Source organism: Citrobacter sp. Ce119 (genome assembly GCF_030334525.1).
GTDB classification, from domain to species: Bacteria; Pseudomonadota; Gammaproteobacteria; order Enterobacterales; family Enterobacteriaceae; genus Citrobacter; species Citrobacter europaeus.
This window is the reverse complement of sequence record NZ_JAOWDR010000039.1, coordinates 64,318-90,086: the sequence shown is the minus strand read 5'-3', so window position 1 is coordinate 90,086 and position 25,769 is coordinate 64,318. Positions and strand designations below refer to the sequence as shown.

Sequence of the window (25,769 nt, the reverse complement as noted above, 5' to 3'; positions counted from 1 at the left end):
CGGTAGTTCAGTTGGTTAGAATACCTGCCTGTCACGCAGGGGGTCGCGGGTTCGAGTCCCGTCCGTTCCGCCACTTATTAGAAAATTAAGCCTGCTATCAAGCAGGCTTAATGATAAGAAAATTTAGGGGCGTAGCTCAGTTGGTAGAGCACCGGTCTCCAAAACCGGGTGTCGCGAGTTCGAGTCTCTCCGCCCCTGCCAGAAACAATCCTTAGCATTTTTGCTAAGGATTTTTTTTTACCTGCAATTTGATCTGTGCCTTCCTGCTGTTTTATTCCCGGCATCCTTGCCCGTATTTATTTAATCTTCCAGAATATTCGTTCTCAGCAGATCGCAAATCAGTCCATGTTTATCGCTGTTTTGTAGCCAAACTGCATATAAAGGGCGTGAAAGCGTTGTACTGTCGGTAACCGTATGGAGATCGCTTTTGGTTTTGGCCCAGTGCACGGGAAGCCAGCTAAAGCCCTTAATCACTGAAAGTTGCTGCCTGGCCAATTCTGCCGAACTGGTGGTGAGTACCGGCACTTCATCTCCCGCAATCAATCCCGCTTCGTGTTGTTGAAAATCGGGTCCCCATTCCAGGCGTAGATAATTCAATTCATCTTTGGTTTGTGAAGGAGAGCTGCAATAGAGCGCCAGCGTGAAATACCCCAACAGTTGGCTGCTAAATTCGTCCATTTTGGGTGTTTCGGTCGTAATCAGTAGATCAAGCTGTCGTTCATGAAGCTGTTTTACTAACGACTGGCGCTGAGCGATCCTCGCTTCAAACTGCAGGCTGGACTGTGGCTCCTGAGATTGATACAAACGCCTCAACCAGTCATTAAGCATGCACTCCCAAAGAGAGGCGCTGGCACCGATAGAAAACTCGTTATGCCGCGAGGTATTCGCGACTTCCTTACGTGCGGCTTGCCACGTATTCATCAACGTTTCAGCGTAAGGCAATAATTTTTCACCTGCAGCGGTTAAACGGATATTGTTTCTGTGCCGGGTGAACAGGTTTACACCCAATTGATTTTCCAGTTGTCTTATCCGGAAACTAACCGCTGATTGGGTCAGATAGAGCGCTTCAGCAGCCCTGCCAAAATGGCGTGTCCGGCTAACTTCCAGGAAAGTTTTTAACAATTCCGTATCCACAACTCGCTCCATAAAATTATTTGTCGTTATGATTTAAATCTTTTGTTTGACGCTCTGTCAAGCGTAACTAATACTCCGCGCCATAAATAGCTCGGCCAAAGAATTAGGAGCGTGCAGGATGGCGGAAAGCTTTACGACGACTAATCGATATTTCGATAATAAATATTATCCCCGCGGATTCTCCCGTCATGGTGATTTCACCATTAAAGAAGCACAACTGCTTGAGCGTCACGGTTATGCTTTCAACGAGCTGGATCTGGGCAAGCGTGAGCCGGTAACTGAAGAAGAAAAACTGTTTGTTGCGGTATGTCGTGGCGAACGTGAGCCGGTTACCGAAGCTGAACGTGTGTGGTCTAAGTACATGACGCGTATTAAGCGTCCAAAACGTTTCCACACGCTGTCTGGTGGGAAACCTCAGGTGGAAGGTGCAGAAGACTACACCGAATCTGATGATTAATAAAAAGGGCGAAAGCCCTTTTTTTATGTCAGTAGTTTCTGCAAATGAATGAGTAATCTGTCTATCGCCCGGTACCCAACGGCTTCCTGTAAGTGTTGGCGAGAGATGTGATCACATTGTTCGATATCCGCAATTGTTCGTGCGACCTTTATCAGGCGCAGCCAGGCGCGGATAGACAATCCGAGATGTGCGAGCGTTTCTTCAAGCCACTGCGCATCGTCGCTGCGCAGTACGCAGTATTTATGGATATCCTGACTACCCAGATGCGCGTTTAACTTATTTTGCCGCTGATACTGACGCTCTCGTGCTGCCATAACGCGTTGCTTCACCGTGGCGCTATCTTCCCCTTTTACTGCGCTCTGGCTGAGTATGCCAGGCGGTGGTAAGGGAATTTCGAGGGAGAGATCGAAGCGGTCAAGAAATGGACCTGACAATCGATTGAGGTAACGCAGCGTCTGTTCCGGGGTACAGCGGTTATGGTTTCCCTGATAATGGCCTGTCGGGCTTGGATTCATCGCAGCTATGAGTTGAAAGCGCGCGGGGTAGGTTATTTTTGCTCTGGTGCGGGAGAGATGGATCTGCCCGGACTCGATGGGTTCGCGCAGCGCATCCAGCGTGCGTCGCTCAAACTCGGGTAGTTCATCCAGAAACAGTATGCCGTTATGCGCCAGAGAGATTTCGCCTGGCGCAGGAATTGAGCCTCCACCGACCATAGCGGTCAATGAAGCACTGTGATGCGGCGAACGAAAAGGGCGTTGCTTCCACTGTTTTTGTATTGTGTCTGAATTAACCAGACTGAGTATCGCGGCGCTTTCCAGTGCTTCATCATTGCTAAGTGGCGGGAGCAGCCCTCTGAGGCGGCTGGCGAGCATGGTCTTGCCTGTGCCCGGCGGGCCGATAAGCAAGAGGTTGTGACCGCCAGCTGCGGTAAGCTCCAGCCCCCGTTTACCCTGTTCCTGGCCAATAACATCGCTCAGATCATCGACTAATGCGTTGGGCGTAAAATCTGCGGATGAGGGCTTATCTAAATCGTGCTTACCTTCAAGAAATGCGCATACGGTCTGCAGGTGTTCGGCGATCAGGCATCCTTCGCCATGTATGAGTCCAACTTCAGCGGCGTTCTCTTTGGCGACAATAATTCGCCTGCCTGCACGAATGGCTTCGGTTGCGCTTGATATCGCGCCGGGAACGCCGCGTAATGCGCCTGTAAGCGCTAATTCCCCTACCAGCTCGTAGGTATCGAGATTGTGGGCTGTAAGCTGCTCAGAAGCGGCCAGAAGCGCAACAGCGATAGGTAAATCATATCTCCCCCCTTCTTTCGGAAGATCGGCCGGAGCGAGGTTTATGGTTATTTTCTTCGCCGGAAATTCATAACCGCTATTTATAATCGCACTACGTACCCGGTCGCGTGCCTCTTTCACCGTCGTTTCGGGTAGCCCCACCATGGTTAAGCCAGGCAATCCGTTGCTGATATGCACCTCGATAGTAATGGCTGGCGCATTCACGCCCAGCGCGGCGCGTGTGTGAACAATCGATAGTGACATAATCCCTCCTGATGGAATCATTATGTCGCAATACATCGCGGCAAGATTTAATGTAATTGCGGTTTTTAAATGCTGATTCCCGTATTTTTGTGCAACAGATAGTTGCTTGCATTTAGCCTGGAATGAGGGCCGCAAATGCTTTGGAATGGCGTTTTTATTGGGGATTGGGATGTCGACAATCGCCTGAAACGTGAAATATTTTCATTTTTGATTTTTTGTATAAAAAACAATGGTATTTATCTAAACCGTTAACGGCGTCAGAAAAACGAATAAAAAAATATCTTGTGTCATTTGCAAATTCTATGGTAACTCTTTAGGTATTCCTTCGAACAAGATGCAAGAAAATACAAAAATGACAGCCCTTCTACGAGTGATTAGCCTGGTCGTGATTAGCGTGGTGGTGATTATTATCCCACCGTGCGGGGCTGCACTTGGACGAGGAAAGGCTTAGAAAACAAGCCTTAACGAACTAAGACCCCCGCACCGAAAGGTCCGGGGGTTTTTTTTGACCTTAAAAACATACACGAGGAGCAGAAAGTGAACGGTAGCATAAAATTCTGTTTCTCAAGATTTACGGCGGGGATGTAACTATGAATGGGGCACAGTGGGTGGTACATGCGTTGCGTGCACAAGGGGTTCAAACCGTCTTTGGTTATCCCGGTGGCGCAATTATGCCGGTTTACGATGCATTGTATGACGGCGGCGTAGAGCACCTGTTGTGCCGACACGAGCAGGGCGCAGCGATGGCGGCGATTGGCTATGCCCGTGCGACCGGTAAAACCGGCGTTTGTATCGCAACTTCCGGTCCTGGTGCTACCAACCTGATCACGGGCCTTGCTGATGCGCTGTTAGATTCTGTTCCTGTTGTAGCGATCACCGGTCAGGTGGCATCACCTTTTATCGGAACGGATGCGTTCCAGGAAGTGGACGTTCTGGGGATGTCGCTGTCCTGCACCAAACACAGTTTCCTGGTGCAGTCGCTGGAAGAGCTGCCGCGCATCATGGCTGAGGCTTTCGCCGTGGCGAATTCCGGTCGTCCGGGGCCGGTTCTGGTTGATATCCCGAAAGACATCCAATTAGCCAGCGGTACGCTGGAGCCGTATTTTACGACCGTCGAAAACGTTGAGGCTTTCCCGCAAGCTGACGTTGAACAGGCGCGTAAAATGCTCGCGCAGGCGCAGAAACCGATCCTGTACGTCGGTGGCGGCGTTGGTATGGCGCAGGCGGTCCCGGCCCTGCGTGAGTTTATCGCCGTAACCCAAATGCCAGTCGCCTGTACGCTGAAAGGTCTGGGCGCAGTAAATGCTGACTACCAGTACTATTTGGGCATGTTGGGAATGCATGGCACTAAAGCGGCAAATTTCGCCGTGCAAGAGTGTGATTTACTGATTGCAGTGGGCGCGCGTTTTGATGACCGGGTGACCGGGAAGCTGAATACCTTCGCACCGAACGCCAGCGTTATCCACATGGATATCGACCCGGCGGAAATGAACAAACTGCGCCAGGCGCACGTCGCCCTGCAGGGTGATTTAAATTCTCTACTGCCGGCATTGCAGCAATCGCTGAAGATTGATGCATGGCGTCAGCACAGTGCAGAACTGCGCTCAGAACATACCTGGCGCTATGATCATCCAGGTGAAGCTATCTATGCGCCATTGTTGTTAAAGCAGTTGTCCGATCGCAAACCAGCGGACAGCGTAGTGACCACGGATGTTGGCCAGCATCAGATGTGGTCGGCCCAGCATATGACCTACACCCGCCCGGAAAATTTCATCACGTCGAGCGGTCTGGGTACGATGGGCTTTGGCCTGCCTGCTGCGGTTGGTGCGCAGGTTGCTCGCCCTAACGATACGGTAATCTGTATCTCCGGTGACGGCTCCTTCATGATGAATGTGCAGGAGCTGGGCACCGTAAAACGTAAGCAGTTGCCGCTGAAGATAGTTTTACTCGACAACCAGCGGTTAGGCATGGTGCGACAATGGCAGCAGCTGTTTTTCCAGGAACGTTATAGCGAAACCACTCTTACCGATAACCCCGATTTCCTCATGTTGGCCAGCGCCTTCGGCATACCTGGTCAACACATCACCCGTAAAGACCAGGTTGAAGCGGCACTCGACACCATGCTGAACAGCGAGGGGCCATACCTGCTTCATGTCTCAATCGACGAACTTGAGAATGTCTGGCCTCTGGTGCCACCTGGCGCCAGCAACTCAGAAATGCTGGAGAAATTATCATGATGCAACATCAGGTCGCCGTTGAGGCTCGCTTCAATCCGGAAACGTTAGAACGCGTTTTACGCGTGGTACGCCATCGTGGTTTTCAGGTGTGCTCCATGAATATGGAAGCCGCCAGCGATGCGCAGAATATAAATATCGAATTGACCGTTGCCAGCCCCCGGTCGGTCGACTTACTGTTTAGTCAGTTAAGTAAACTGGTAGACGTTGCACATGTCGCTATCTGCCAGAGCACAACCACATCACAACAAATCCGCGCCTGAGCGCAAAAGGAAGAAAAATGACGACGAAAAAAGCTGATTACATTTGGTCTAATGGCGAGATGATTCGTTGGGAAGACGCGAAGGTTCACGTGATGTCCCACGCGCTGCATTACGGTACTTCTGTATTTGAAGGCATCCGTTGCTACGATTCTCACAAAGGGCCGGTGGTGTTCCGTCATCGCGAACACATGCAGCGTCTGCGTGATTCAGCCAAGATCTATCGTTTTCCGGTTTCTCAGAGCGTTGATGAGCTGATGGAAGCTTGCCGTGAGGTGATTCGTAAAAACAATCTGACCAGCGCCTATATCCGTCCGCTGGTGTTTGTTGGCGACGTGGGGATGGGCGTTAACCCGCCAGCGGGATACACCACCGATGTGATTATCGCTGCGTTCCCGTGGGGGGCTTACCTCGGTGCTGAAGCGCTGGAGCAGGGGATCGACGCGATGGTTTCTTCCTGGAACCGCGTTGCGCCGAACACTATCCCTACCGCTGCTAAAGCTGGTGGTAACTACCTGTCTTCGCTGCTGGTGGGCAGCGAAGCGCGTCGTCATGGCTATCAGGAAGGCATTGCGCTGGACGTGAATGGCTACATCTCCGAAGGCGCGGGCGAAAACCTGTTTGAAGTAAAAGACGGCATTCTGTTTACCCCGCCGTTTACCTCTTCCGCGCTACCGGGTATCACCCGTGACGCGATTATTAAGCTGGCGAAAGATCTCGATATCGAAGTGCGTGAGCAGGTGCTGTCTCGAGAATCTCTGTATCTGGCCGACGAAGTGTTCATGTCCGGTACCGCAGCCGAAATCACCCCAGTACGCAGCGTCGATGGTATCCAGGTGGGCGAAGGCCGCTGCGGTCCGGTCACCAAACGCATCCAGCAGGCCTTCTTCGGCCTCTTTACCGGTGAAACGGAAGATAAATACGGCTGGTTGGATTCAGTAAACCAATAACAAAATTAATATTTCCCCAAATAATTCACGTTGCAGGAAGACGGCAACGCAGCGAGTCCCCTGGAGCTTACTTTAGTAAGTGACTGGGGTGAGCGAGGTAGCCAACGCACCTGCGGCGTGAAGTATGCAGGGGAAAGACAGACGGGAGTTAATCAAGCATGCCTAAGTATCGTTCTGCCACCACCACTCACGGCCGCAATATGGCGGGTGCCCGCGCGCTGTGGCGCGCCACCGGGATGACCGATGATGACTTCGGTAAACCGATTATCGCTGTGGTGAACTCCTTTACCCAGTTTGTGCCGGGTCATGTCCACCTGCGCGATCTCGGTAAGCTGGTTGCCGAACAAATCGAAGCCTCAGGCGGCGTGGCGAAAGAGTTCAACACCATTGCTGTGGATGATGGTATCGCCATGGGTCATGGCGGCATGCTGTATTCACTGCCGTCGCGCGAGCTGATCGCCGATTCAGTGGAGTATATGGTTAACGCCCACTGCGCCGATGCGATGGTCTGCATTTCCAACTGCGACAAAATCACCCCCGGTATGTTAATGGCCTCTTTGCGCCTGAATATTCCGGTGATCTTTGTTTCCGGCGGCCCGATGGAAGCCGGGAAAACCAAGCTTTCTGATCAAATCATCAAGCTCGACCTGGTTGATGCCATGATTCAGGGCGCTGACCCGAAAGTCTCCGACTCGCAAAGTGAGCAGGTTGAGCGTTCCGCCTGTCCGACCTGCGGCTCGTGTTCCGGGATGTTCACCGCCAACTCGATGAACTGCCTGACCGAAGCGCTGGGTCTGTCGCAGCCGGGTAATGGTTCGCTGTTGGCGACTCACGCCGACCGCAAAGAACTGTTCCTCAACGCGGGTAAACGTATCGTCGAGCTGACCAAACGCTACTACGAGCAGGATGACGCTTCTGCCCTGCCGCGCAACATTGCCAGCAAGGCGGCGTTTGAGAACGCTATGACGCTGGATATCGCCATGGGCGGATCCACCAACACCGTTCTGCACCTGCTGGCGGCCGCGCAGGAAGCGGAAATCGACTTCACCATGAGTGATATTGATAAGCTGTCCCGCAAAGTCCCGCAGCTGTGTAAAGTTGCGCCGAGTACGCAGAAATACCATATGGAAGACGTGCACCGTGCAGGCGGCGTATTGGGCATTTTAGGCGAGCTGGACAGAGCCGGGCTGCTGAACCGCGACGTGAAAAACGTGCTGGGACTGACTTTGCCGCAAACGCTTGATCAATATGACGTTATGCTGACCAAAGACGACGCGGTGAAAACAATGTTCCGCGCAGGCCCGGCCGGCATCCGTACCACCCAGGCGTTCTCACAGGACTGCCGTTGGGACTCCCTGGATGATGACCGCGCTGAAGGGTGCATTCGCTCGCTGGAGCACGCTTATAGCAAAGACGGCGGACTGGCAGTTCTGTACGGTAATTTCGCGGAAAACGGCTGTATCGTAAAAACCGCAGGCGTGGATGACAGCATCCTGAAGTTCACCGGCCCGGCAAAAGTGTATGAAAGCCAGGACGATGCGGTTGAAGCAATCCTCGGCGGTAAAGTGGTAGCTGGCGACGTGGTTGTCATTCGCTACGAAGGGCCGAAAGGCGGGCCGGGCATGCAGGAAATGCTCTACCCAACCACCTTCCTGAAATCGATGGGCCTCGGCAAGGCCTGTGCGCTGATAACCGATGGTCGATTCTCCGGCGGTACTTCGGGGCTTTCCATTGGTCACGTTTCTCCGGAAGCGGCAAGCGGCGGTAATATTGCGATTATCGAAGACGGCGACATGATTGCCATCGATATCCCGAATCGTGGCATTCAACTGCAACTGAGTGATGCGGAAATCGCTGCGCGCCGTGAAGCGCAGGAAGCACGCGGTGACAAAGCCTGGACGCCAAAAGATCGTCAGCGTCAGGTCTCCTTTGCACTGCGCGCCTACGCCAGCCTGGCTACCAGCGCCGACAAAGGCGCGGTGCGCGATAAGTCGAAACTCGGGGGATAATGACCATGGCGGATTCTCAACCCCTTTCCGGCGCGCCAGAAGGCGCCGAGTATCTCAGAGCGGTACTGCGAGCACCTGTTTATGAAGCGGCGCAAGTAACGCCGCTACAAAAAATGGAAAAACTCTCTTCGCGCCTCGATAACGTGATTCTGGTGAAGCGCGAAGACCGTCAACCCGTTCACAGCTTTAAGCTGCGCGGAGCCTATGCCATGATGGCGGGCCTGAGCGAAGAGCAAAAAGCGCATGGTGTCATCACCGCGTCGGCTGGTAATCATGCCCAGGGCGTCGCGTTCTCTTCTGCGCGATTAGGTGTGAAGGCACTGATTGTCATGCCAACGGCTACCGCCGATATCAAAGTCGATGCCGTTCGCGGCTTCGGCGGTGAAGTATTGCTGCACGGCGCGAATTTTGATGAGGCCAAAGCCAAAGCGATTGAATTGTCGCAGCAGCAGGGTTTTACCTGGGTTCCGCCGTTCGATCATCCGATGGTGATTGCAGGGCAGGGCACGCTGGCGCTGGAGTTACTTCAGCAGGATGCTCACCTTGACCGCGTTTTTGTGCCAGTTGGCGGCGGTGGTTTGGCGGCGGGCGTGGCGGTGCTGATAAAACAGCTGATGCCGCAAATCAAAGTGATTGCCGTGGAAGCCGAAGATTCCGCCTGCCTGAAAGCGGCGTTGGATGCGGGCCATCCGGTGGATCTGCCGCGTGTGGGTCTCTTTGCCGAAGGCGTGGCGGTGAAACGTATTGGCGATGAGACCTTCCGCCTGTGTCAGGAATATCTCGACGACATCATCACCGTCGATAGCGATGCTATCTGCGCGGCAATGAAAGACCTGTTCGAAGACGTGCGCGCGGTGGCGGAGCCTTCCGGGGCGCTGGCGCTTGCGGGGATGAAAAAATACATCGCCCAGCATAATATTCGCGGCGAGCGTCTGGCGCATGTTCTTTCCGGCGCTAACGTTAACTTCCACGGCCTGCGCTACGTTTCCGAACGCTGCGAGCTGGGGGAACAGCGTGAAGCCTTACTGGCAGTAACCATTCCGGAAGAAAAGGGCAGCTTCCTGAAGTTTTGCCAACTGTTGGGTGGCCGTTCGGTGACCGAGTTTAACTACCGTTTTGCTGATGCGAAAGACGCCTGCATTTTTGTCGGCGTACGCCTGAGCCGTGGGCTGGAAGAGCGTAAGGAAATCCTCCAGTTGCTCAGCGAGGGAGGCTATAGCGTGGTGGATCTGTCCGACGATGAAATGGCGAAGCTGCACGTGCGCTATATGGTTGGCGGGCGTCCGTCGAAACCCTTACAGGAGCGGCTCTACAGCTTTGAATTCCCGGAATCTCCGGGAGCGCTGCTCAAATTCCTGCATACCCTGGGGACGCACTGGAATATTTCATTGTTCCACTATCGCAGTCACGGCACCGATTATGGTCGCGTACTGGCGGCGTTTGAGCTGGGCGAACACGAGCCTGATTTCGAAACGCGGCTGAATGAACTGGGCTATGACTGCCACGATGAAACGCATAACCCGGCGTTCAGGTTCTTCCTGGCAGGTTAGCGGCAGCCATTAAAAAAGGGTTCATGTTTTTACATGAACCCTTTTTGCTACTTTATCAGCAGATTACAGCGTGATGACGTCGAATTCGACTTCGGTATTCACGTCAGCATCGTAATCCACACCGTCGAGGGCAAAACCGAACAGGTTCAGGAATTCCTGCTTGTAGCCTGCATAGTCAGTTTCTTGCGCCAGGTTTTCGGTGGTGATCAGCGGCCACAGATCGCGGCATGCCTGCTGAATGTCGTCACGCAATTCCCAGTCATCCATACGGATACGCTGGTTATTATCAAGCGCCACTTTGTCGCCATACAGGCTGGTGGTCATCAGACGGTTGATCTGCTCGATACAACCTTCGTGAATCCCCTGCGCTTTCATCAACTTGAACACCATGGAGATGTACAGCGGCATTACCGGAATCGCAGAAGATGCCTGGGTGATGACGGATTTCAGTACGGCAACGTTAGCGGAACCGTTCAGCGGCGCCAGCTGGTTACGCAGTTCACCCGCCGCGCGATCGAGGTCTTCTTTCGCTTTGCCCAGCGCGCCGTGCCAGTAGATTGGCCAGGTCAGGTCGGTACCGATGTAGGAGTAGGCTACAGTTTTCACGCCGTCAGCCAGCACGCCTGCTTCACTCAGCGCGCCCATCCACAGTTCCCAGTCTTCGCCGCCCATCACGGTAACGGTGTTCTGAACTTCTTCTTCGGTTGCCGGCTCAATGCTGGCGGTGATGATCTGATCTTTGTTGGTATCGATCGCTTTAGAGGTGTAAACCTCACCGATTGGCTTCAGCGCAGAACGGACGACTTCACCGGTTTTCGGCATTTTACGCACCGGGGAAGCCAGTGAGTAAACCACCAGGTCAATCTGACCCAGGTCTTCTTTGATCAGTTTGATCACTTCGTCGCGGCACTCATCGGAAAACGCGTCGCCGTTGATGCTTTTGGAATACAGACCTTCACGCTTGGCTGCTTCATCAAAAGCCGCCGAGTTATACCAGCCCGCGGAACCTGGTTTGGTGTCCGTGCCCGGTTTTTCGAAAAATACGCCGATAGTGGCGGCACCGCTGCCGAACGCGGCGGAAATTCTGGAAGCAAGGCCGTAACCGGTGGAAGCACCGATGACCAGCACGCGGGAAGGGCCGTTAGCGATTTTCCCGTTTTTCTTCACATAATCGATCTGTTTTTCCACATTGACTTTGCAGCCAGTCGGATGGGTCGTTGTACAGATGAATCCACGAATTTTTGGTTTGATTATCATAATGATGGCTAATTAAGTTTGTATTTTCGCTGTCAAGTGCGCAATGACACCGTCTGTTCTGGCTTGCTAAACGTGATGGTTAACAAGCCCCCCACATCTATTATGGCACGGGACATTATACAGAAAAGGAGCGCCAATACTGAATCTACCACTGATTTTAGGCCTGACGCTGGCGCTACTCGGCGGATTTACGCTCCAGAACAATTTTCCAGAACGCATCGATCAGTGGTTCATGCAGCCGCTTTTTCGGCGCGCAGACCCCCAGCTCGAACGGTGTTTTTTCGTCACTGCGTTCTAAAATCATCACGCGATTACGTACTGGCTCCGGGCTGTTTTCCAGCACCACTTCCGGCAGCAGCGCTACGCCGCAGCCCAGCGCCACCATTGAAACCATCGCTTCGTGGCCACCCACCGTGGCGTAAATCGATGGGTTGCTGATTTTGTGACGGCGGAACCACAGCTCGATGCGGCGGCGTACCGGACCCTGATCGGCCATGATAAACGGCACCGTCGACCAGTCTGGCTTTTCGACCGAAACCTGACTACGCACCGGGCAGGGCAGCGCCGGGGCGATCAGCACCACCGTCAGATTCTCCAGCATCGAGAACGCCACCGCGCCGGGCAGCGTTTCGGGCTTACCGGCAATCGCCAGATCGGCCTCACCGGTGACCACTTTGTCCATCGCATCGGCGGCGTCGCCGGTGGTGAGCTTAATTTCCACCGATGGATGCTCGGCGCGGAAACGATCGAGAATGGGTGGCAGATGGCTGTATGCGGCAGTTACCGAGCAGAAAATATGCAGTTCGCCGGACAGCGACGGCCCCTGCTGGTCAAGGGTGTGGCGTAACTGCTGGTATTGCAACAGCGTCTGCTGGGCAAACACCCGCAGCTCTTCACCGGCTTCAGTCAGCGTGACCGTGCGGTTATCGCGCACAAACAGCGGCTGCCCGAGATCTTCTTCCAGCCGCTGAATCTGCCTGGAGAGCGTGGAGGGGCTGACGTGCATCGCCCGCGCGCTGCGGCCAAAGTGGCGGCTTTCCGCCAGATGCAGGAACATTTTCAGATCGCGTAAATCCACCGGCGAACCTCTTTATTTTGACGTTGCAGATATTGCAATGTGACGTTGTGAATATATCAATTTCCGCAATAAATTTCCTGTCATATAGTGGGTTCATTCTCGCAAAAGCGAACCGAACAATATACTCGTCGTCTTTCAAGTTGCAGGCGCGTTGGCTGCGTCAGCTCACCCCAGTTACTTACTTGAGTAAGCTCCTGGGGAATCGCTGTCTTGCCGCCTTCCTGCAACTCGAAATCCATAGAGTAACGACACACAACATCACGGAGTACACCATCATGGCTAACTACTTTAATACACTGAACCTGCGCCAGCAGCTGGCACAGCTGGGTAAATGTCGCTTTATGGGCCGCGACGAATTCGCCGACGGCGCGAGCTTCCTTCAGGGTAAAAAAGTGGTCATCGTCGGCTGTGGCGCTCAGGGTCTGAACCAGGGCCTGAACATGCGTGACTCCGGTCTGGATATCTCCTACGCCCTGCGTAAAGAAGCGATTGCTGAGAAGCGCGCTTCCTGGCGTAAAGCGACCGAAAACGGCTTCAAAGTAGGCACCTACGAAGAGCTGATCCCGCAGGCTGATCTGGTGGTTAACCTGACGCCAGACAAACAGCACTCCGACGTTGTACGTTCTGTACAGCCGCTGATGAAAGATGGCGCGGCGCTGGGCTACTCCCACGGCTTCAACATCGTTGAAGTGGGCGAGCAGATCCGTAAAGACATCACCGTGGTGATGGTAGCGCCGAAATGCCCGGGTACCGAAGTGCGTGAAGAGTACAAACGTGGTTTCGGTGTGCCGACGCTGATCGCCGTTCACCCGGAAAACGATCCGAAAGGCGAAGGTATGTCGATTGCTAAAGCCTGGGCTGCGGCCACCGGCGGTCACCGTGCGGGCGTACTGGAATCTTCTTTCGTTGCGGAAGTGAAATCTGACCTGATGGGCGAGCAGACTATCCTGTGCGGTATGCTGCAGGCCGGTTCTCTGCTGTGCTTCGACAAGCTGGTGGCAGAAGGCACCGACCCGGCTTATGCGGAAAAACTGATTCAGTTCGGCTGGGAAACCATTACCGAAGCGCTGAAGCAGGGCGGCATCACCCTGATGATGGACCGTCTGTCTAACCCGGCGAAACTGCGTGCTTACGCGCTGTCCGAACAGCTGAAAGAGATCATGGCGCCGCTGTTCCAGAAACACATGGATGACATCATCTCCGGCGAATTCTCTTCCGGCATGATGGCTGACTGGGCCAACGATGATAAGAAACTGCTGACCTGGCGTGAAGAAACCGGCAAAACCGCGTTCGAAACCGCTCCGCAGTATGAAGGCAAAATCGGCGAGCAGGAGTACTTTGATAAAGGCGTGCTGATGATCGCGATGGTGAAAGCGGGCGTTGAGCTGGCGTTCGAAACTATGGTGGATTCCGGCATCATCGAAGAATCCGCTTACTACGAATCACTGCACGAGCTGCCGCTGATCGCCAACACCATCGCCCGTAAGCGTCTGTACGAAATGAACGTGGTTATCTCCGATACCGCCGAATACGGTAACTACCTGTTCTCTTACGCTTGCGTACCGCTGCTGAAAGAGTTCATGACCACCCTGCAGACCGGCGATCTGGGTAAAGCGATTGCCGAAGGCGCGGTAGATAACGCGCAACTGCGCGACGTGAATGACGCAATTCGCGGCCATGCTATCGAGAAAGTGGGCCAGAAACTGCGTGGCTACATGACTGATATGAAACGTATTGCAGTCGCTGGATAAGCGAAGCGCCATCCGGCAAAAAAAGCCCGGTGTTTAAACACCGGGCTTTCTATTAGTTACGGTACAGCACTTTAATGATGTGGTAACCGAACTGAGTGTGCAGCGGGCCGGTTGGCTCCAGCACCGGGCAGGAAAAGACCACTTTGTCGAACGCCGGAACCATCTGGCCCTGGCGGAATTCGCCTAAATCACCGCCGCGTTTGCCTGATGGGCAGATGGAATGTTTCTTCGCCAGCTTGCCGAAGTCGGCGCCGTTTTTAATCTGTTCCAGAAGATCCAGTGCCAGTTTCTCTTCTTTAACAAGGATATGCACTGCTGCTGCTGTTTTTGCCATGATCGTGCCTTCAAAAGGGAGTCAGTAAGGCTGGCGATTTTAGCATGGCTTATCGGCGATACAGCACCTTGATGATGTGATAGCCAAATTTGGTTTTGACCGGCCCGTAAGGTTTAAGCAGTGGGCAACTAAATACGGCGGCATCAAATGGTCCCACCATCATCCCCTGTTTGAATTCACCCAGATCGCCACCGTTACGCCCGGATGGACAACGAGAGTAGCGTTTTGCCAGGTGATCGAAGCTAATACCGCGATCCAACTTGCTTAGGATCTCCAGAGCAAGTTTTTCTTCTTTTACCAGGATATGCAGGGCTGCCGCGTGCTTAGCCATTATTTTGTTCTCATGTCTCAAAGATGTCCTGTTACTTTATCACCCGCCTTCGCCGTGAACATATACTCTTCGCCATCGCGGGACAGATGTCTCGCCTGATGTATGGAAGCGGGAGATAAGCGACACTTTTATCTGCCCTATTCCTTCCTGCCGGGGACAGCCGTCCTGTCCCTGAAGCCGTGGAGCGAGATAACATGGATACAATGAAAAAACCTGAATTTTCAGTCGGCTGGCTTTCCGGGCTTAGTGATATTGTTGGCGATCCACAGCTCTACGAATTACTGAAATATTGCCCTCTGGAAATCATGCAGCGATGGCGTTTTGAAGAGCGCCAGCGCGGAGCCTTTATTTGCCGACAGGGGGAAATGTGTCAGCGCTTTTCGCTGATTATTTCCGGTGAAGTGGATGTGTTCTATGAGGCTGAAGATGGACGTCGTTATCGTCAGGCCCGCTACCAGAAAGGCGACATGCTGGGCGAGCTCGAGATCTTTGAGTCGCGTCATTACATCTGTTCGGTGGTGGCGGTAGGGCATGTGCAGCTCCTGAGTTTGTCGCAGGAATATTTTTGCCGCTGGCTGGCCTTAGATAACCATTTTAACCAGCGGATGCTGCGCTTCTTTAGTCAGCAATATTATCAGCTGTCAAAAAAGGCCAGCAGTGACAATCTTTACTCGCTGCATCAGCGAGTGTGTCAGGCGTTATGGCTGCGTTATCAACAAGATGGAACGAATGAAATCTTGCTGGATAAGCTTAACCTCAGCCAGGAACTGGCGGCGACGACACGCAGTATTAACCGTATTTTACATGACCTGAAAGCGTTACAGATTATTGATACCGATGGTGAAAGTATTGTGTTGTCAGCCCCTGAAAAATTAAAGCGGGAGGCTGATATCGGATAACCGCAAGAGTGAAGGAGGCGGGAGAATGTCGCTGCAACCCCATATCCAGTTAAGCAAGGAGATGACCGGCGCACGCTATGCGCTACTTCCGGGTGATCCGTTGCGGGTCGATCGCATCGCCAATTTTCTTGATAACCCAGAACCGCTTGGTCAAAACCGCGAATTTCGCGCCGCGCGAGGTTGGTATCAGGGTGTTGAGATTTTGGTGCTCTCTACCGGAATCGGTGGGCCGTCTACTGCGATTGCTATTGAAGAACTGCGTCAGATCGGCGTAACGACCCTGATTCGTATCGGCAGTTGTGGGGCATTGCAGGATAATCTTGCGCTCGGCGACGTGATTATCGCCCATGCCGCGGTAACGGATGACGGGACCAGCCGTACCTATGCGCCTGCGGGCTATCCGGCCTGCGCCGACCCGCAGTTAACCTGGGAACTGATGGCGCAGGCGCGCCAGATGAATATCCCCGCCGCGTGCGGCCTGGTTCGAAGCCACGATAGTTTTTATACCGACCGGGAAACGGAACTGGATGCGCAGTGGTCGGCACTCGGCGTTCTGGGCGCGGATATGGAGAGCGCCGCTTTGATGACCATCGGCGCGCTGCGCGGGTTACGTACGGCGTCATTACTCAATGTGGTGGTTGCCCACAACGGTTGTCTGGATAGCAGTATCAATGATTATGTCCAGCAGGACGCGCTGTGTCAGCAGGGTGAAGAACGGCAAATTACCCTGGCGCTACGCGCCATTTATTCCGCTAGTCAGCCAGGAGGTAAGTGATGGATTTTTTCAGCATTAACAATGTCATGGTTAACATTCCTCTCGGCCAAGGCGGCTATGCGCTATCGTGGATTGAAGCCATTGGTACCGTATTTGGTCTGCTATGTATCTGGTGTGCCAGCCGGGAAAAAATCATCAATTACCTGTTTGGCCTGATTAACGTCACACTGTTTGCGGCAATCTTTTTCCAGATTCAGCTCTATGCCAGCTTGTTGCTACAGGTGTTTTTCTTCGCCGCTAACATTTACGGTTGGTATGCATGGAGCCGACAAAACGAGGCGCAGGAAGCAGCGCTCAAAGTACGTTGGCTTTCCCGTCAGCAAACCCTGGCATTAGGCGGCGTTTGTGCGGTGGCGATTGTTCTGATGACGCTGTTTATCGACCCGGTGTTTGCGGCGCTCACCCGCATCATGATTGCCCTGCTGCAAACATTTGGTATGCAGGTCGCTATGCCTGACCTCCAGCCCGATGCCTTCCCGTTCTGGGATTCCACCATGCTGGTATTGTCGATTGCGGCCATGGTCCTGATGACGCGCAAGTTCGTCGAAAACTGGCTGCTGTGGGTACTTATCGATTTGATTAGCGTGGTTATTTACGCGGTGCAGGGCGTTTACGCCATGTCGCTTGAGTATGTCCTGCTGACGGTGATTGCGGTGATGGGATCGTATAGCTGGATCAAGAGTGCGCAGCGAAACGGCTCTACACCGCTTGCCGCGACTGTTTCCTGATTGACCCGATTTTCTGGCTACCCGCACGGGTAGCCCGTTACTCTTTCTCTCCCTCTTTCTGCTACAATCCATCTCCCCGTGTTTACAGATTGAGCAATCCTTTATGCGTTTGAACCCCGGACAACAACAAGCCGTCGAATTCGTCACCGGACCTTGCCTGGTGCTGGCGGGTGCGGGTTCCGGCAAGACGCGTGTTATCACTAACAAAATCGCCCATCTGATTCGTGAATGTGGCTATCAGGCACGACATATTGCGGCCGTAACTTTTACCAATAAGGCTGCGCGCGAGATGAAAGAGCGTGTGGCGCAAACGCTGGGTCGTAAAGAGGCACGCGGATTGATGATCTCCACTTTCCACACTCTGGGATTGGATGTCATTAAGCGTGAATATGCGGCGCTGGGGATGAAGTCGAACTTCTCGTTGTTTGATGATACCGACCAGGTGGCCCTGCTTAAGGAACTGACTGAAGGGCTAATTGAAGACGATAAGCTTATTCTCCAACAGCTGATCTCGACGATCTCCAACTGGAAAAACGATCTGATGACCCCGGCGCAGGCGGCAGCCAGCGCAAAGGGCGAGCGGGATCGTATTTTTGCTCACTGCTACGGTTTGTATGACGCCCATATGAAGGCGTGTAACGTTCTCGATTTTGACGATCTGATCCTGCTCCCCACGCTGCTGCTTCAGCGCAATGAAGAAGTGCGTGAGCGCTGGCAGAACAAAATTCGTTACCTGCTGGTGGATGAATATCAGGATACCAACACCAGCCAGTACGAGCTGGTGAAGTTGCTGGTGGGGAAACGGGCGCGCTTCACCGTCGTGGGCGATGACGATCAGTCGATCTACTCCTGGCGCGGCGCGCGTCCGCAGAACCTGGTGCTGTTGAGCAAAGACTTCCCGGCCTTGCAGGTGGTTAAACTGGAGCAAAACTACCGCTCATCAGGGCGTATCCTGAAGGCGGCGAACATCCTCATTGCGAACAACCCACACGTCTTTGAAAAGCGGCTCTTTTCTGAGCTGGGCTACGGTGCTGAGCTGAAGGTGCTGAGCGCAAATAATGAAGAGCATGAAGCTGAACGAGTGACCGGGGAATTAATTGCCCATCACTTTGTGAACAAGACGCAATATAAAGACTACGCCATCCTGTATCGCGGCAACCATCAGTCGCGCGTGTTCGAAAAGTTTCTGATGCAGAACCGCATCCCGTACAAAATTTCCGGCGGGACGTCGTTCTTCTCGCGCCCGGAGATTAAAGATCTGCTGGCTTACCTGCGTGTGCTGAGCAACCCGGATGACGACAGCGCATTTTTGCGCATCGTAAACACACCAAAACGTGAAATCGGCCCGGCCACGCTGCAAAAGCTGGGGGAATGGGCGATGACGCGTAATAAAAGCCTGTTTACCGCCAGCTTTGATATGGGGCTTAGCCAAACGCTGACCGGGCGCGGGTATGATTCTCTGACCCGCTTTACGCACTGGCTGGGTGAAATTCAACGCCTGGCGGAGCGCGAGCCGGTTGCCGCCGTGCGCGATCTGATCCATGGCATTGATTACGAATCCTGGCTGTATGAAACCTCGCCGAGCCCGAAAGCGGCTGAAATGCGTATGAAAAACGTCAACACGCTGTTCAGTTGGATGACGGAGATGCTGGAAGGCAGTGAACTGGAAGAGCCAATGACACTGACTCAGGTCGTTACCCGCTTTACCCTGCGCGACATGATGGAGCGCGGAGAGAGCGAGGAAGAGCTGGATCAGGTGCAGTTAATGACGCTGCACGCTTCAAAAGGACTGGAGTTCCCGTACGTATTTATGGTGGGAATGGAAGAAGGATTTTTGCCGCACCAGAGCAGCATCGATGAAGACAACATCGATGAAGAGCGTCGTCTGGCTTACGTCGGAATTACGCGTGCGCAGAAAGAACTTATCTTCACGCTGTGTAAAGAACGTCGCCAGTACGGTGAGCTGGTGCGACCGGAACCGAGCCGTTTCCTGTTGGAACTGCCGCAGGATGACGTTATCTGGGAACAGGAGCGTAAAGTGGTCAGCGCCGAGGAGCGGATGCAAAAAGGGCAGGCCAGCATCGCTAATATTCGGGCAATGATGGCGAAAGCCAAAGAGAAGTAATATTTGGAGGCCGGATAAGCGTAAGCGCCATCCGGCAGCCAGTACTAACGCACTTCCAGCGGCCAGTGGACATAGCTTTGCCACTGTATTTCCTGATCGATCAGCTCTGTACCTAATGGATGATGTTCCAGCCAGCCTTCCGGCAGCGTTAGCGTCAGATCCTCATCCTGAGCTTGCAGGGTGATATGTGGCACTAAATCGTCGCGACGACGAGCGGCGAAGATGATCGCCAGGCGTAGTAAACGGCAAAGGTGCTCCGCGATGCGCGGTGGCACCGCGTTTTGCTGGTGGAGCGAAGAGAGGTCGACCGGGTTGGTCTGGTTGAGCAACAGCGTGGCTAACAGTTTTTTCTGCGCGGGAGTGAAGCCCGGGAGATCGAGATTACGTACCAGCCAGGCGGCGTGCAGCGGTGCCTGCTTATACTCCACGCTAAGCCCTATCTCATGCAGTTGGCAGGCACTTTGCAGCAGTTCGCAACTAATGGCTTCAAGATGCCACTCATCTTTCACCTGTTCGAGCAAATGAACAGCCAACTGCGTGACGCGATTCGCCTGATCGGTGTCGACCATAAATCGACGCTGAATATTACGCAGCGTACGGCTGCGAATGTCCTGATCAACCGGCAAGTGCAGCATACCGTAGACCAAACCTTCACGAAGTGCGCCGCCGGCCAGAGTCATGCACTGAATATTCAGTTCGGTGAAAATGGCGATCAGAATGGCCAACCCGCTGGGAAAAACCAGCGCGCGTTCCAGCGTTAAACCTTCGATTTCCAGCTCTTCCAGACGACCACAATGGATGGCGCGCTGTTTGAGCTGCTGAAGTTTGGCCAACGTAATGCGCTCATCCATACCCTGCGCCATCATGATTTCCTGTAACGCCTGGACGGTGCCAGAGGCACCAACGCAAACTTTCCAGCCATGAAAACGCAGTTTGTCGGCGACCGGGCGCAGAACTTCGCGAGCGGCTTTCTCGGCCTCGTCAAAGTTTTCCTGTGCCAGATTACGATCGGTGAAATAGCGTTCGAGCCAGGTGACGCAGCCCATTGACAGGCTGAACAGGGAAGTGGTTTGCGCGCCAGAACCGGTAACCAGCTCAGTGCTGGCCCCACCAATGTCGACGACCAGACGCTGATCGGCACCGCCAGTGGTGTGGGCAACACCTTGATAAATCAGGCGCGCTTCTTCTTCACCGCTGATAACTTGTACAGGACAGCCGAGGATCTCCTGCGCTTTGGCGATAAACTCATCGGCGTTTACCGCGATGCGTAATGTTGCTGTTGCAACCACGCGTATTTGCGGCTGAGGGATATCCTGCAGACGTTCAGCAAACAGGCGCAGGCATTGCCAGCCGCGCTCCATGGCTTCAACGGAAAGAACGTTGTCGCTGTTGAGCCCAGCGGCCAGACGCACCTTGCGTTTAATACGCGTAAGCGTCTGAATGCTTCCCGCCACCTCGCGTACAACCAGCATATGAAAACTATTCGATCCTAAATCGATTGCGGCGTACAGCGAAGTAGAATTCATACACTTCATCCTTCAACCTGTATCTGTGTTGGCTGCGTTCTCTCACCCGAATCACTTACTAAAGTAAGCTCATCGGGATTCGTTTTCTTGCCGCCTTGATACAGGCTGAATGATTTTGTGTATGGCATAACTTTTCTTAACCTGAACGACGACGATTACGCGGAGCACCACCGGTACGGCGTGGGCCATTGCCTGTGCGTGGACGCGTTAAGCGTAATGGCTTCGGCAGATCGGTCATCAGCGCATCCGGGTTGTACTTGCTGACCGGGATCGAGTGGCCGATATAGGTCTCGATTGCGGGTAAATTCAGCGCGTATTCTTCACAGGCCAGGCTGATAGAGTGACCGCTTGCTCCTGCGCGTCCGGTACGACCGATACGGTGAACGTAATCTTCACAGTCATCCGGCAGGTCATAGTTAAATACATGCGTTACGGCTGGGATATGCAGACCACGCGCGGCGACATCCGTCGCAACGAGAATGTCGAGATCGCCACGGGTGAATTCATCCAGAATACGCAGACGTTTTTTCTGCGCCACGTCACCGGTCAGCAGACCGACGCGATGACCGTCAGCGGCAAGACTGCCCCAGATATCTTCACAGCGATGCTTGGTGTTAGCAAAGACGATGGCGCGATCTGGCCACTCTTCTTCAATCAGCGTTTGCAGTAAACGCATTTTCTCTTCGTTGGAAGGATAGAAGAGCTCTTCTTTAATACGGTGACCTGTCTTCTGTTCTGGTTCGACTTCAACGTACTCGGCGTTATTCATCTGTTCGAACGCCAGTTCGCGAACGCGGTAAGAGAGAGTTGCAGAAAACAGCATGTTCAGACGTTGGGTGGTTGGCGGCATACGACGGAATAGCCAACGGATATCTTTGATAAAGCCCAGATCGTACATACGATCGGCTTCATCCAGCACCACGACCTGAATCGCGCCCAGGTTAATATGGTTCTGTTTTGCATAGTCGATGAGACGACCGGTCGTGCCGATAAGAATATCGACGCCGCTTTCCAGCACTTTCAGCTGTTTGTCGTAACCGTCGCCGCCATAAGCCAGGCCTAATTTCAGACCGGTGGTCTGCGCCAGTGGTTCTGCGTCGGCGTGGATCTGCACGGCTAACTCACGCGTTGGCGCCATAATTAACGCACGCGGTTGGTTCACCTTGCGATCGGCAATCGCGGGATGAGAGAGAAGATAATGAAACGTTGACGTCAGGAACGCCATCGTTTTTCCGGTACCGGTTTGCGCCTGCCCTGCAACATCACGACCTGCCAGCGTTAGCGGCAGCGCGAGGGCCTGAATGGGCGTGCAGTTATGAAAGCCTTTATTTTCAAGGGCTTCTATCACCTTTGGGTGCAGGGCGAAGTCGGAAAACTTCTGTTCTGTTAAATGTGTTTTGCTCATAGTGTGGTAGAATATCAGCTTACTATTGCTTTACGAAAGCGTATCCGGTGAAATAAAGTCAACCTTTAGTTGGTTAATGCTACATCAACACGTCGTTGATTAAGAGTACACCAACGCACCAGGCTTATTCCTGTGGAGTTAATATGAGCGATAAAATTATTCACCTGACTGACGACAGTTTTGACACGGATGTACTCAAAGCGGACGGAGCTATCCTTGTTGATTTCTGGGCAGAGTGGTGCGGTCCGTGCAAAATGATCGCTCCAATTCTGGATGAAATCGCTGACGAATATCAGGGCAAACTGACGGTTGCTAAACTGAACATTGACCAAAACCCAGGCACCGCGCCGAAGTATGGTATCCGTGGCATCCCGACCCTGCTGCTGTTTAAAAACGGCGAAGTTGCGGCGACGAAAGTCGGCGCACTGTCCAAAGGTCAGTTGAAAGAATTCCTCGACGCTAATTTAGCGTAAGGAAGTCTCATGATCGGGCGACCATACTTCGAAATGATTCGGATGACTGGACGCCCGACTTGAGTCGTGCTAAGTTAGTGTTGACTTCGTATTAAACATACCTTATTAAGTTTGAATCTAGTTATATCCAATACTTCCCGTAGTTTCTCGCGCGAGAAGTGGACAGATTCCTGGCTTGTCACTCAATCCGTCTTGTCGTTTCAGTTCTGTGTACTTTCCTGTGACCAGACAGCGAACAGACATGAGTTGATGGCCGTAAACAGGCATGGATGACCCTGCCATACCATTCACAACATTAAGTTCGAGATTTACCCCAAGTTTAAGAACTCACACCATTATGAATCTTACCGAATTAAAGAATACGCCGGTTTCTGAGCTGATCACTCTCGGCGAAAATATGGGCCTTGAAAACCTGGCTCGTATGCGCAAGCAGGACATTATTTTTGCCATCCTGAAGCAGCACGCAAAGAGTGGCGAAGATATCTTTGGTGACGGTGTGCTGGAGATATTGCAGGATGGATTTGGTTTCCTCCGCTCTGCAGACAGCTCCTACCTCGCCGGTCCTGATGACATCTACGTTTCTCCCAGCCAAATCCGCCGTTTCAACCTCCGCACTGGTGATACCATTTCTGGTAAGATTCGCCCGCCGAAAGAAGGTGAACGCTACTTTGCGCTGTTGAAAGTTAACGAAGTTAACTACGACAAACCAGAAAACGCCCGTAACAAAATCCTCTTTGAGAACTTAACCCCGCTGCACGCAAACTCTCGTCTGCGTATGGAACGTGGTAACGGTTCTACTGAAGACTTAACGGCGCGTGTACTGGATCTGGCATCACCGATCGGTCGCGGCCAACGTGGTCTGATTGTTGCTCCGCCGAAAGCAGGTAAAACCATGCTGCTGCAGAACATTGCGCAGAGCATTGCTTACAACCATCCAGACTGCGTGCTGATGGTGCTGCTGATTGACGAACGTCCGGAAGAAGTGACCGAGATGCAGCGTCTGGTGAAAGGTGAAGTGGTTGCGTCTACCTTTGACGAACCCGCCTCCCGTCACGTCCAGGTTGCGGAAATGGTTATCGAGAAGGCGAAACGTCTGGTTGAACACAAGAAAGACGTTATCATTCTGCTCGACTCCATCACCCGTCTGGCGCGTGCTTATAACACCGTGGTACCTGCTTCCGGTAAAGTTCTGACCGGTGGTGTGGATGCCAACGCCCTGCATCGTCCGAAGCGTTTCTTCGGTGCGGCGCGTAACGTGGAAGAGGGCGGCAGCCTGACCATCATCGCCACTGCGCTGATCGATACCGGCTCTAAAATGGATGAAGTTATCTACGAAGAGTTTAAAGGTACCGGCAACATGGAACTGCATCTCTCTCGTAAGATTGCGGAAAAACGCGTCTTCCCGGCTATCGACTACAACCGTTCCGGTACCCGTAAAGAAGAGCTGCTCACCACTCAGGAAGAGCTGCAGAAAATGTGGATCCTGCGTAAAATCATCCATCCGATGGGTGAGATCGATGCAATGGAATTCCTCATTAACAAGCTGGCGATGACCAAGACTAACGACGACTTCTTCGACATGATGAAGCGTTCCTGATTCAGGCATCATCTGAAAACGCCACGTTTTTACGTGGCGTTTTGCTTTTATGGCTGTAATCTTAACGACACAATAACGATAATACGGTATGACTTACCAACAAGTAGAAAAAGATTCGTAATCTGTATCTTGTGGTTGATAATTATACAAAACCATTGGATATGAAGTCGGGTTTCCCTTCTGAATAAAGGTCTTCGTGGTTATACTTCTGCTATTAATATTCTCTGAGAGCATGCATTGTGAATTTACTGACAGTAAGCACTGATCTCATCAGTATTTTTTTATTCACAACACTGTTTCTTTTCTTTGCCCGCAAGGTCGCAAAAAAGATTGGTTTAGTGGATAAACCCAACTTCCGTAAACGGCATCAGGGACTGATTCCGTTGGTTGGGGGGATTTCGGCTTACGCGGGTGTATGTTTTACGTTTGCCATTGCTGACTATTACATCCCGCATGCTTCTCTCTATCTGGCTTGTGCTGGAGTATTGGTTTTGGTCGGCGCGTTAGACGATCGCTTTGATATTAGTGTAAAAATTCGTGCAGTTATCCAGGCCGCAATCGGCATTATCATGATGTCAGTTGGTAAACTCTATCTGCTTAGCCTTGGGTATATTTTTGGCCCCTGGGAGATGGTGCTCGGTCCGTTCGGTTATCTACTTACTCTGTTTGCCGTCTGGGCGGCGATAAACGCCTTTAATATGGTGGATGGGATTGATGGTCTGCTGGGCGGGTTGTCCAGCGTTTCATTTGCGGCGATGGGGTTCATTTTGTGGTTCGATGGGCAGACGAGCCTGGCTATCTGGTGTTTTGCCATGATCGCCGCCATTCTGCCTTATATTCTGCTAAATCTGGGCATTCTTGGACGTCGCTATAAAGTTTTTATGGGTGATGCGGGCAGTACGCTGATCGGCTTCACAGTGATCTGGATCCTGCTCGAAACTACTCAAGGTAAAACGCATCCTATTAGTCCGGTCACAGCACTGTGGATTATTGCCATTCCGTTAATGGATATGGTGGCAATCATGTACCGACGCTTGCGAAAAGGCATGAGTCCTTTCTCAGCGGACCGCCAGCACATACATCATTTGGTGATGCGGGCAGGGTTTACTTCCCGACAGGCATTTGTTCTGATTACGCTGGCTGCGGCGGTTCTGGCGTCTATCGGCGTGTTGGCTGAATATTTTCGCTTAGTCCCTGAATGGGCCATGTTGTTGCTTTTTTTACTGGCCTTTGGCCTCTACGGTTACTGTATCAAGCGCGCCTGGAAGGTAGCGAGATTTATCAAGCGAGTGAAGCGCAGATTGCGAAGAGTTCGTGAAGGCAAACCAAACTTAACCAAGTAAATTGAGGAT

At 52.8% G+C, this 25,769-nt stretch carries 24 protein-coding genes and 1 tRNA gene; 17 read left to right on the top strand and 8 right to left on the bottom strand.

Annotated elements, in window-relative coordinates; genetic code table 11:
- Positions 1-125 precede the first annotated feature (125 nt).
- Positions 126-201 (top strand) — tRNA-Trp (locus OGV80_RS04035).
- Between the two features lie 99 nt (positions 202-300).
- On the opposite strand, the gene hdfR is transcribed toward OGV80_RS04035, so the two are convergent.
- On the bottom strand, positions 301-1,146 hold the full coding sequence (gene hdfR, locus OGV80_RS04030) for an HTH-type transcriptional regulator HdfR (protein WP_087050451.1): 846 nt from the start codon (positions 1,144-1,146) through the stop codon (positions 301-303).
- 106 nt (positions 1,147-1,252) lie between these two features.
- Between hdfR and maoP the strand changes: the two genes are divergently transcribed.
- Entirely contained in the window at positions 1,253-1,591 is a 339-nt protein-coding gene (maoP, locus tag OGV80_RS04025) for a macrodomain Ori organization protein MaoP (RefSeq protein ID WP_003018025.1), read from the top strand.
- A gap of 23 nt (positions 1,592-1,614) precedes the next feature.
- Here the strand turns inward: maoP and OGV80_RS04020 are convergent, their stop codons facing one another.
- Positions 1,615-3,135, bottom strand: a complete 1,521-nt coding sequence (locus tag OGV80_RS04020; protein ID WP_087052405.1) for a YifB family Mg chelatase-like AAA ATPase — start codon at positions 3,133-3,135, stop codon at positions 1,615-1,617.
- A gap of 352 nt (positions 3,136-3,487) precedes the next feature.
- Between OGV80_RS04020 and ilvL the strand changes: the two genes are divergently transcribed.
- From ilvL to ilvA, 6 genes are all read left to right on the top strand, one after another.
- Complete coding sequence (gene ilvL, locus OGV80_RS04015; RefSeq protein WP_001311244.1) at positions 3,488-3,586, top strand: ilv operon leader peptide; 99 nt, start codon at positions 3,488-3,490, stop codon at positions 3,584-3,586.
- 139 nt (positions 3,587-3,725) lie between these two features.
- A complete protein-coding gene (ilvG, locus tag OGV80_RS04010; protein ID WP_087052404.1) occupies positions 3,726-5,372 on the top strand; it encodes an acetolactate synthase 2 catalytic subunit in 1,647 nt (548 codons plus the stop codon).
- Positions 5,369-5,632, top strand: coding sequence for an acetolactate synthase 2 small subunit (ilvM, locus tag OGV80_RS04005; protein ID WP_003018017.1), 264 nt, complete (start codon positions 5,369-5,371; stop codon positions 5,630-5,632). Before ilvG ends, ilvM begins: the two co-directional genes overlap by 4 nt.
- Positions 5,633-5,649: 17 nt before the next feature.
- Entirely contained in the window at positions 5,650-6,579 is a 930-nt protein-coding gene (locus OGV80_RS04000) for a branched-chain amino acid transaminase (protein WP_003829030.1), read from the top strand.
- 158 nt (positions 6,580-6,737) lie between these two features.
- Positions 6,738-8,588, top strand: coding sequence for a dihydroxy-acid dehydratase (ilvD, locus tag OGV80_RS03995; protein ID WP_047407659.1), 1,851 nt, complete (start codon positions 6,738-6,740; stop codon positions 8,586-8,588).
- A gap of 5 nt (positions 8,589-8,593) precedes the next feature.
- Entirely contained in the window at positions 8,594-10,138 is a 1,545-nt protein-coding gene (gene ilvA / locus OGV80_RS03990) for a threonine ammonia-lyase, biosynthetic (protein WP_087052407.1), read from the top strand.
- 63 nt (positions 10,139-10,201) lie between these two features.
- Here ilvA and fabV read toward each other — a convergent pair whose 3' ends face one another.
- Together fabV and ilvY are read right to left on the bottom strand one after the other, a co-directional pair.
- Positions 10,202-11,395, bottom strand: a complete 1,194-nt coding sequence (fabV, locus tag OGV80_RS03985; protein WP_087052403.1) for an enoyl-ACP reductase FabV — start codon at positions 11,393-11,395, stop codon at positions 10,202-10,204.
- Positions 11,396-11,570: 175 nt separating this feature from the next.
- Positions 11,571-12,473 carry an HTH-type transcriptional activator IlvY gene (ilvY, locus tag OGV80_RS03980; RefSeq protein WP_087052402.1) on the bottom strand — a complete coding sequence of 301 codons (903 nt, stop codon included), beginning with the start codon at positions 12,471-12,473 and terminating at the stop codon, positions 11,571-11,573.
- Between the two features lie 275 nt (positions 12,474-12,748).
- Here ilvY and ilvC point away from each other — a divergent pair, with 275 nt between their 5' ends.
- Positions 12,749-14,224 (top strand): ketol-acid reductoisomerase, encoded by a 1,476-nt coding sequence (ilvC, locus tag OGV80_RS03975; RefSeq protein WP_087052400.1) that lies wholly within the window; start codon positions 12,749-12,751, stop codon positions 14,222-14,224.
- 52 nt (positions 14,225-14,276) lie between these two features.
- On the opposite strand, the gene ppiC (OGV80_RS03970) is transcribed toward ilvC, so the two are convergent.
- Entirely contained in the window at positions 14,277-14,558 is a 282-nt protein-coding gene (ppiC, locus tag OGV80_RS03970; protein WP_003017999.1) for a peptidylprolyl isomerase PpiC, read from the bottom strand.
- 49 nt (positions 14,559-14,607) lie between these two features.
- Entirely contained in the window at positions 14,608-14,889 is a 282-nt protein-coding gene (ppiC, locus tag OGV80_RS03965; RefSeq protein ID WP_043018967.1) for a peptidylprolyl isomerase PpiC, read from the bottom strand.
- A gap of 194 nt (positions 14,890-15,083) precedes the next feature.
- On the opposite strand from ppiC (OGV80_RS03965), the gene OGV80_RS03960 reads away from it, so the two are divergent.
- The 4 genes from OGV80_RS03960 to rep all read left to right on the top strand — a co-directional run bounded on the left by OGV80_RS03960 (position 15,084) and on the right by rep (position 19,416).
- Positions 15,084-15,788 carry a Crp/Fnr family transcriptional regulator gene (locus OGV80_RS03960; protein WP_047407647.1) on the top strand — a complete coding sequence of 235 codons (705 nt, stop codon included), beginning with the start codon at positions 15,084-15,086 and terminating at the stop codon, positions 15,786-15,788.
- Positions 15,789-15,813: 25 nt separating this feature from the next.
- On the top strand, positions 15,814-16,563 hold the full coding sequence (locus OGV80_RS03955) for a nucleoside phosphorylase (RefSeq protein WP_043018969.1): 750 nt from the start codon (positions 15,814-15,816) through the stop codon (positions 16,561-16,563).
- On the top strand, positions 16,563-17,291 hold the full coding sequence (gene pnuC, locus OGV80_RS03950) for a nicotinamide riboside transporter PnuC (protein WP_043018970.1): 729 nt from the start codon (positions 16,563-16,565) through the stop codon (positions 17,289-17,291). The genes OGV80_RS03955 and pnuC overlap by 1 nt, the downstream gene beginning before the upstream one ends.
- Positions 17,292-17,394: 103 nt before the next feature.
- Complete coding sequence (gene rep / locus OGV80_RS03945) at positions 17,395-19,416, top strand: DNA helicase Rep (protein WP_049270478.1); 2,022 nt, start codon at positions 17,395-17,397, stop codon at positions 19,414-19,416.
- A gap of 44 nt (positions 19,417-19,460) precedes the next feature.
- On the opposite strand, the gene gppA is transcribed toward rep, so the two are convergent.
- Both gppA and rhlB read right to left on the bottom strand, forming a co-directional pair.
- Positions 19,461-20,942 (bottom strand): guanosine-5'-triphosphate,3'-diphosphate diphosphatase, encoded by a 1,482-nt coding sequence (gene gppA / locus OGV80_RS03940; RefSeq protein ID WP_047407638.1) that lies wholly within the window; start codon positions 20,940-20,942, stop codon positions 19,461-19,463.
- Positions 20,943-21,078: 136 nt separating this feature from the next.
- On the bottom strand, positions 21,079-22,347 hold the full coding sequence (gene rhlB, locus OGV80_RS03935) for an ATP-dependent RNA helicase RhlB (RefSeq protein WP_003829013.1): 1,269 nt from the start codon (positions 22,345-22,347) through the stop codon (positions 21,079-21,081).
- Positions 22,348-22,490: 143 nt separating this feature from the next.
- Between rhlB and trxA the strand changes: the two genes are divergently transcribed.
- The 4 genes from trxA (at position 22,491) to wecA (ending at position 25,760) form a co-directional block, all read left to right on the top strand.
- On the top strand, positions 22,491-22,820 hold the full coding sequence (gene trxA, locus OGV80_RS03930; protein ID WP_001280776.1) for a thioredoxin TrxA: 330 nt from the start codon (positions 22,491-22,493) through the stop codon (positions 22,818-22,820).
- A 130-nt stretch (positions 22,821-22,950) separates the two neighbouring features.
- Positions 22,951-23,070: a rho operon leader peptide gene (locus OGV80_RS03925; protein ID WP_072033422.1), complete on the top strand. Its 120-nt coding sequence runs from the start codon at positions 22,951-22,953 to the stop codon at positions 23,068-23,070.
- A gap of 87 nt (positions 23,071-23,157) precedes the next feature.
- Positions 23,158-24,417: a transcription termination factor Rho gene (gene rho, locus OGV80_RS03920; protein ID WP_002437993.1), complete on the top strand. Its 1,260-nt coding sequence runs from the start codon at positions 23,158-23,160 to the stop codon at positions 24,415-24,417.
- 239 nt (positions 24,418-24,656) lie between these two features.
- Positions 24,657-25,760 carry a UDP-N-acetylglucosamine--undecaprenyl-phosphate N-acetylglucosaminephosphotransferase gene (gene wecA / locus OGV80_RS03915; RefSeq protein ID WP_043018971.1) on the top strand — a complete coding sequence of 368 codons (1,104 nt, stop codon included), beginning with the start codon at positions 24,657-24,659 and terminating at the stop codon, positions 25,758-25,760.
- Positions 25,761-25,769 lie beyond the last annotated feature (9 nt).

Excerpts from the sequence above, each read along its gene's own strand:
- OGV80_RS04020 (WP_087052405.1), bottom strand. The coding sequence starts at position 3,135 with ATGTCACTATCGATTGTTCACACACGCGCCGCGCTGGGCGTGAATGCG.
- rhlB (WP_003829013.1), bottom strand. The coding sequence starts at position 22,347 with ATGAGCAAAACACATTTAACAGAACAGAAGTTTTCCGACTTCGCCCTG.
- fabV (WP_087052403.1), bottom strand. The coding sequence starts at position 11,395 with ATGATAATCAAACCAAAAATTCGTGGATTCATCTGTACAACGACCCAT.
- ilvA (WP_087052407.1), top strand. The coding sequence starts at position 8,594 with ATGGCGGATTCTCAACCCCTTTCCGGCGCGCCAGAAGGCGCCGAGTAT.
- gppA (WP_047407638.1), bottom strand. The coding sequence starts at position 20,942 with ATGAATTCTACTTCGCTGTACGCCGCAATCGATTTAGGATCGAATAGT.
- ilvG (WP_087052404.1), top strand. The coding sequence starts at position 3,726 with ATGAATGGGGCACAGTGGGTGGTACATGCGTTGCGTGCACAAGGGGTT.
- OGV80_RS04000 (WP_003829030.1), top strand. The coding sequence starts at position 5,650 with ATGACGACGAAAAAAGCTGATTACATTTGGTCTAATGGCGAGATGATT.
- ppiC (WP_043018967.1), bottom strand. The coding sequence starts at position 14,889 with ATGGCTAAGCACGCGGCAGCCCTGCATATCCTGGTAAAAGAAGAAAAA.
- ilvL (WP_001311244.1), top strand. The coding sequence starts at position 3,488 with ATGACAGCCCTTCTACGAGTGATTAGCCTGGTCGTGATTAGCGTGGTG.
- rho (WP_002437993.1), top strand. The coding sequence starts at position 23,158 with ATGAATCTTACCGAATTAAAGAATACGCCGGTTTCTGAGCTGATCACT.
- hdfR (WP_087050451.1), bottom strand. The coding sequence starts at position 1,146 with ATGGAGCGAGTTGTGGATACGGAATTGTTAAAAACTTTCCTGGAAGTT.
- rep (WP_049270478.1), top strand. The coding sequence starts at position 17,395 with ATGCGTTTGAACCCCGGACAACAACAAGCCGTCGAATTCGTCACCGGA.
- pnuC (WP_043018970.1), top strand. The coding sequence starts at position 16,563 with ATGGATTTTTTCAGCATTAACAATGTCATGGTTAACATTCCTCTCGGC.
- maoP (WP_003018025.1), top strand. The coding sequence starts at position 1,253 with ATGGCGGAAAGCTTTACGACGACTAATCGATATTTCGATAATAAATAT.
- ilvC (WP_087052400.1), top strand. The coding sequence starts at position 12,749 with ATGGCTAACTACTTTAATACACTGAACCTGCGCCAGCAGCTGGCACAG.
- OGV80_RS03960 (WP_047407647.1), top strand. The coding sequence starts at position 15,084 with ATGGATACAATGAAAAAACCTGAATTTTCAGTCGGCTGGCTTTCCGGG.
- OGV80_RS03955 (WP_043018969.1), top strand. The coding sequence starts at position 15,814 with ATGTCGCTGCAACCCCATATCCAGTTAAGCAAGGAGATGACCGGCGCA.
- ilvM (WP_003018017.1), top strand. The coding sequence starts at position 5,369 with ATGATGCAACATCAGGTCGCCGTTGAGGCTCGCTTCAATCCGGAAACG.
- ppiC (WP_003017999.1), bottom strand. The coding sequence starts at position 14,558 with ATGGCAAAAACAGCAGCAGCAGTGCATATCCTTGTTAAAGAAGAGAAA.
- ilvD (WP_047407659.1), top strand. The coding sequence starts at position 6,738 with ATGCCTAAGTATCGTTCTGCCACCACCACTCACGGCCGCAATATGGCG.
- trxA (WP_001280776.1), top strand. The coding sequence starts at position 22,491 with ATGAGCGATAAAATTATTCACCTGACTGACGACAGTTTTGACACGGAT.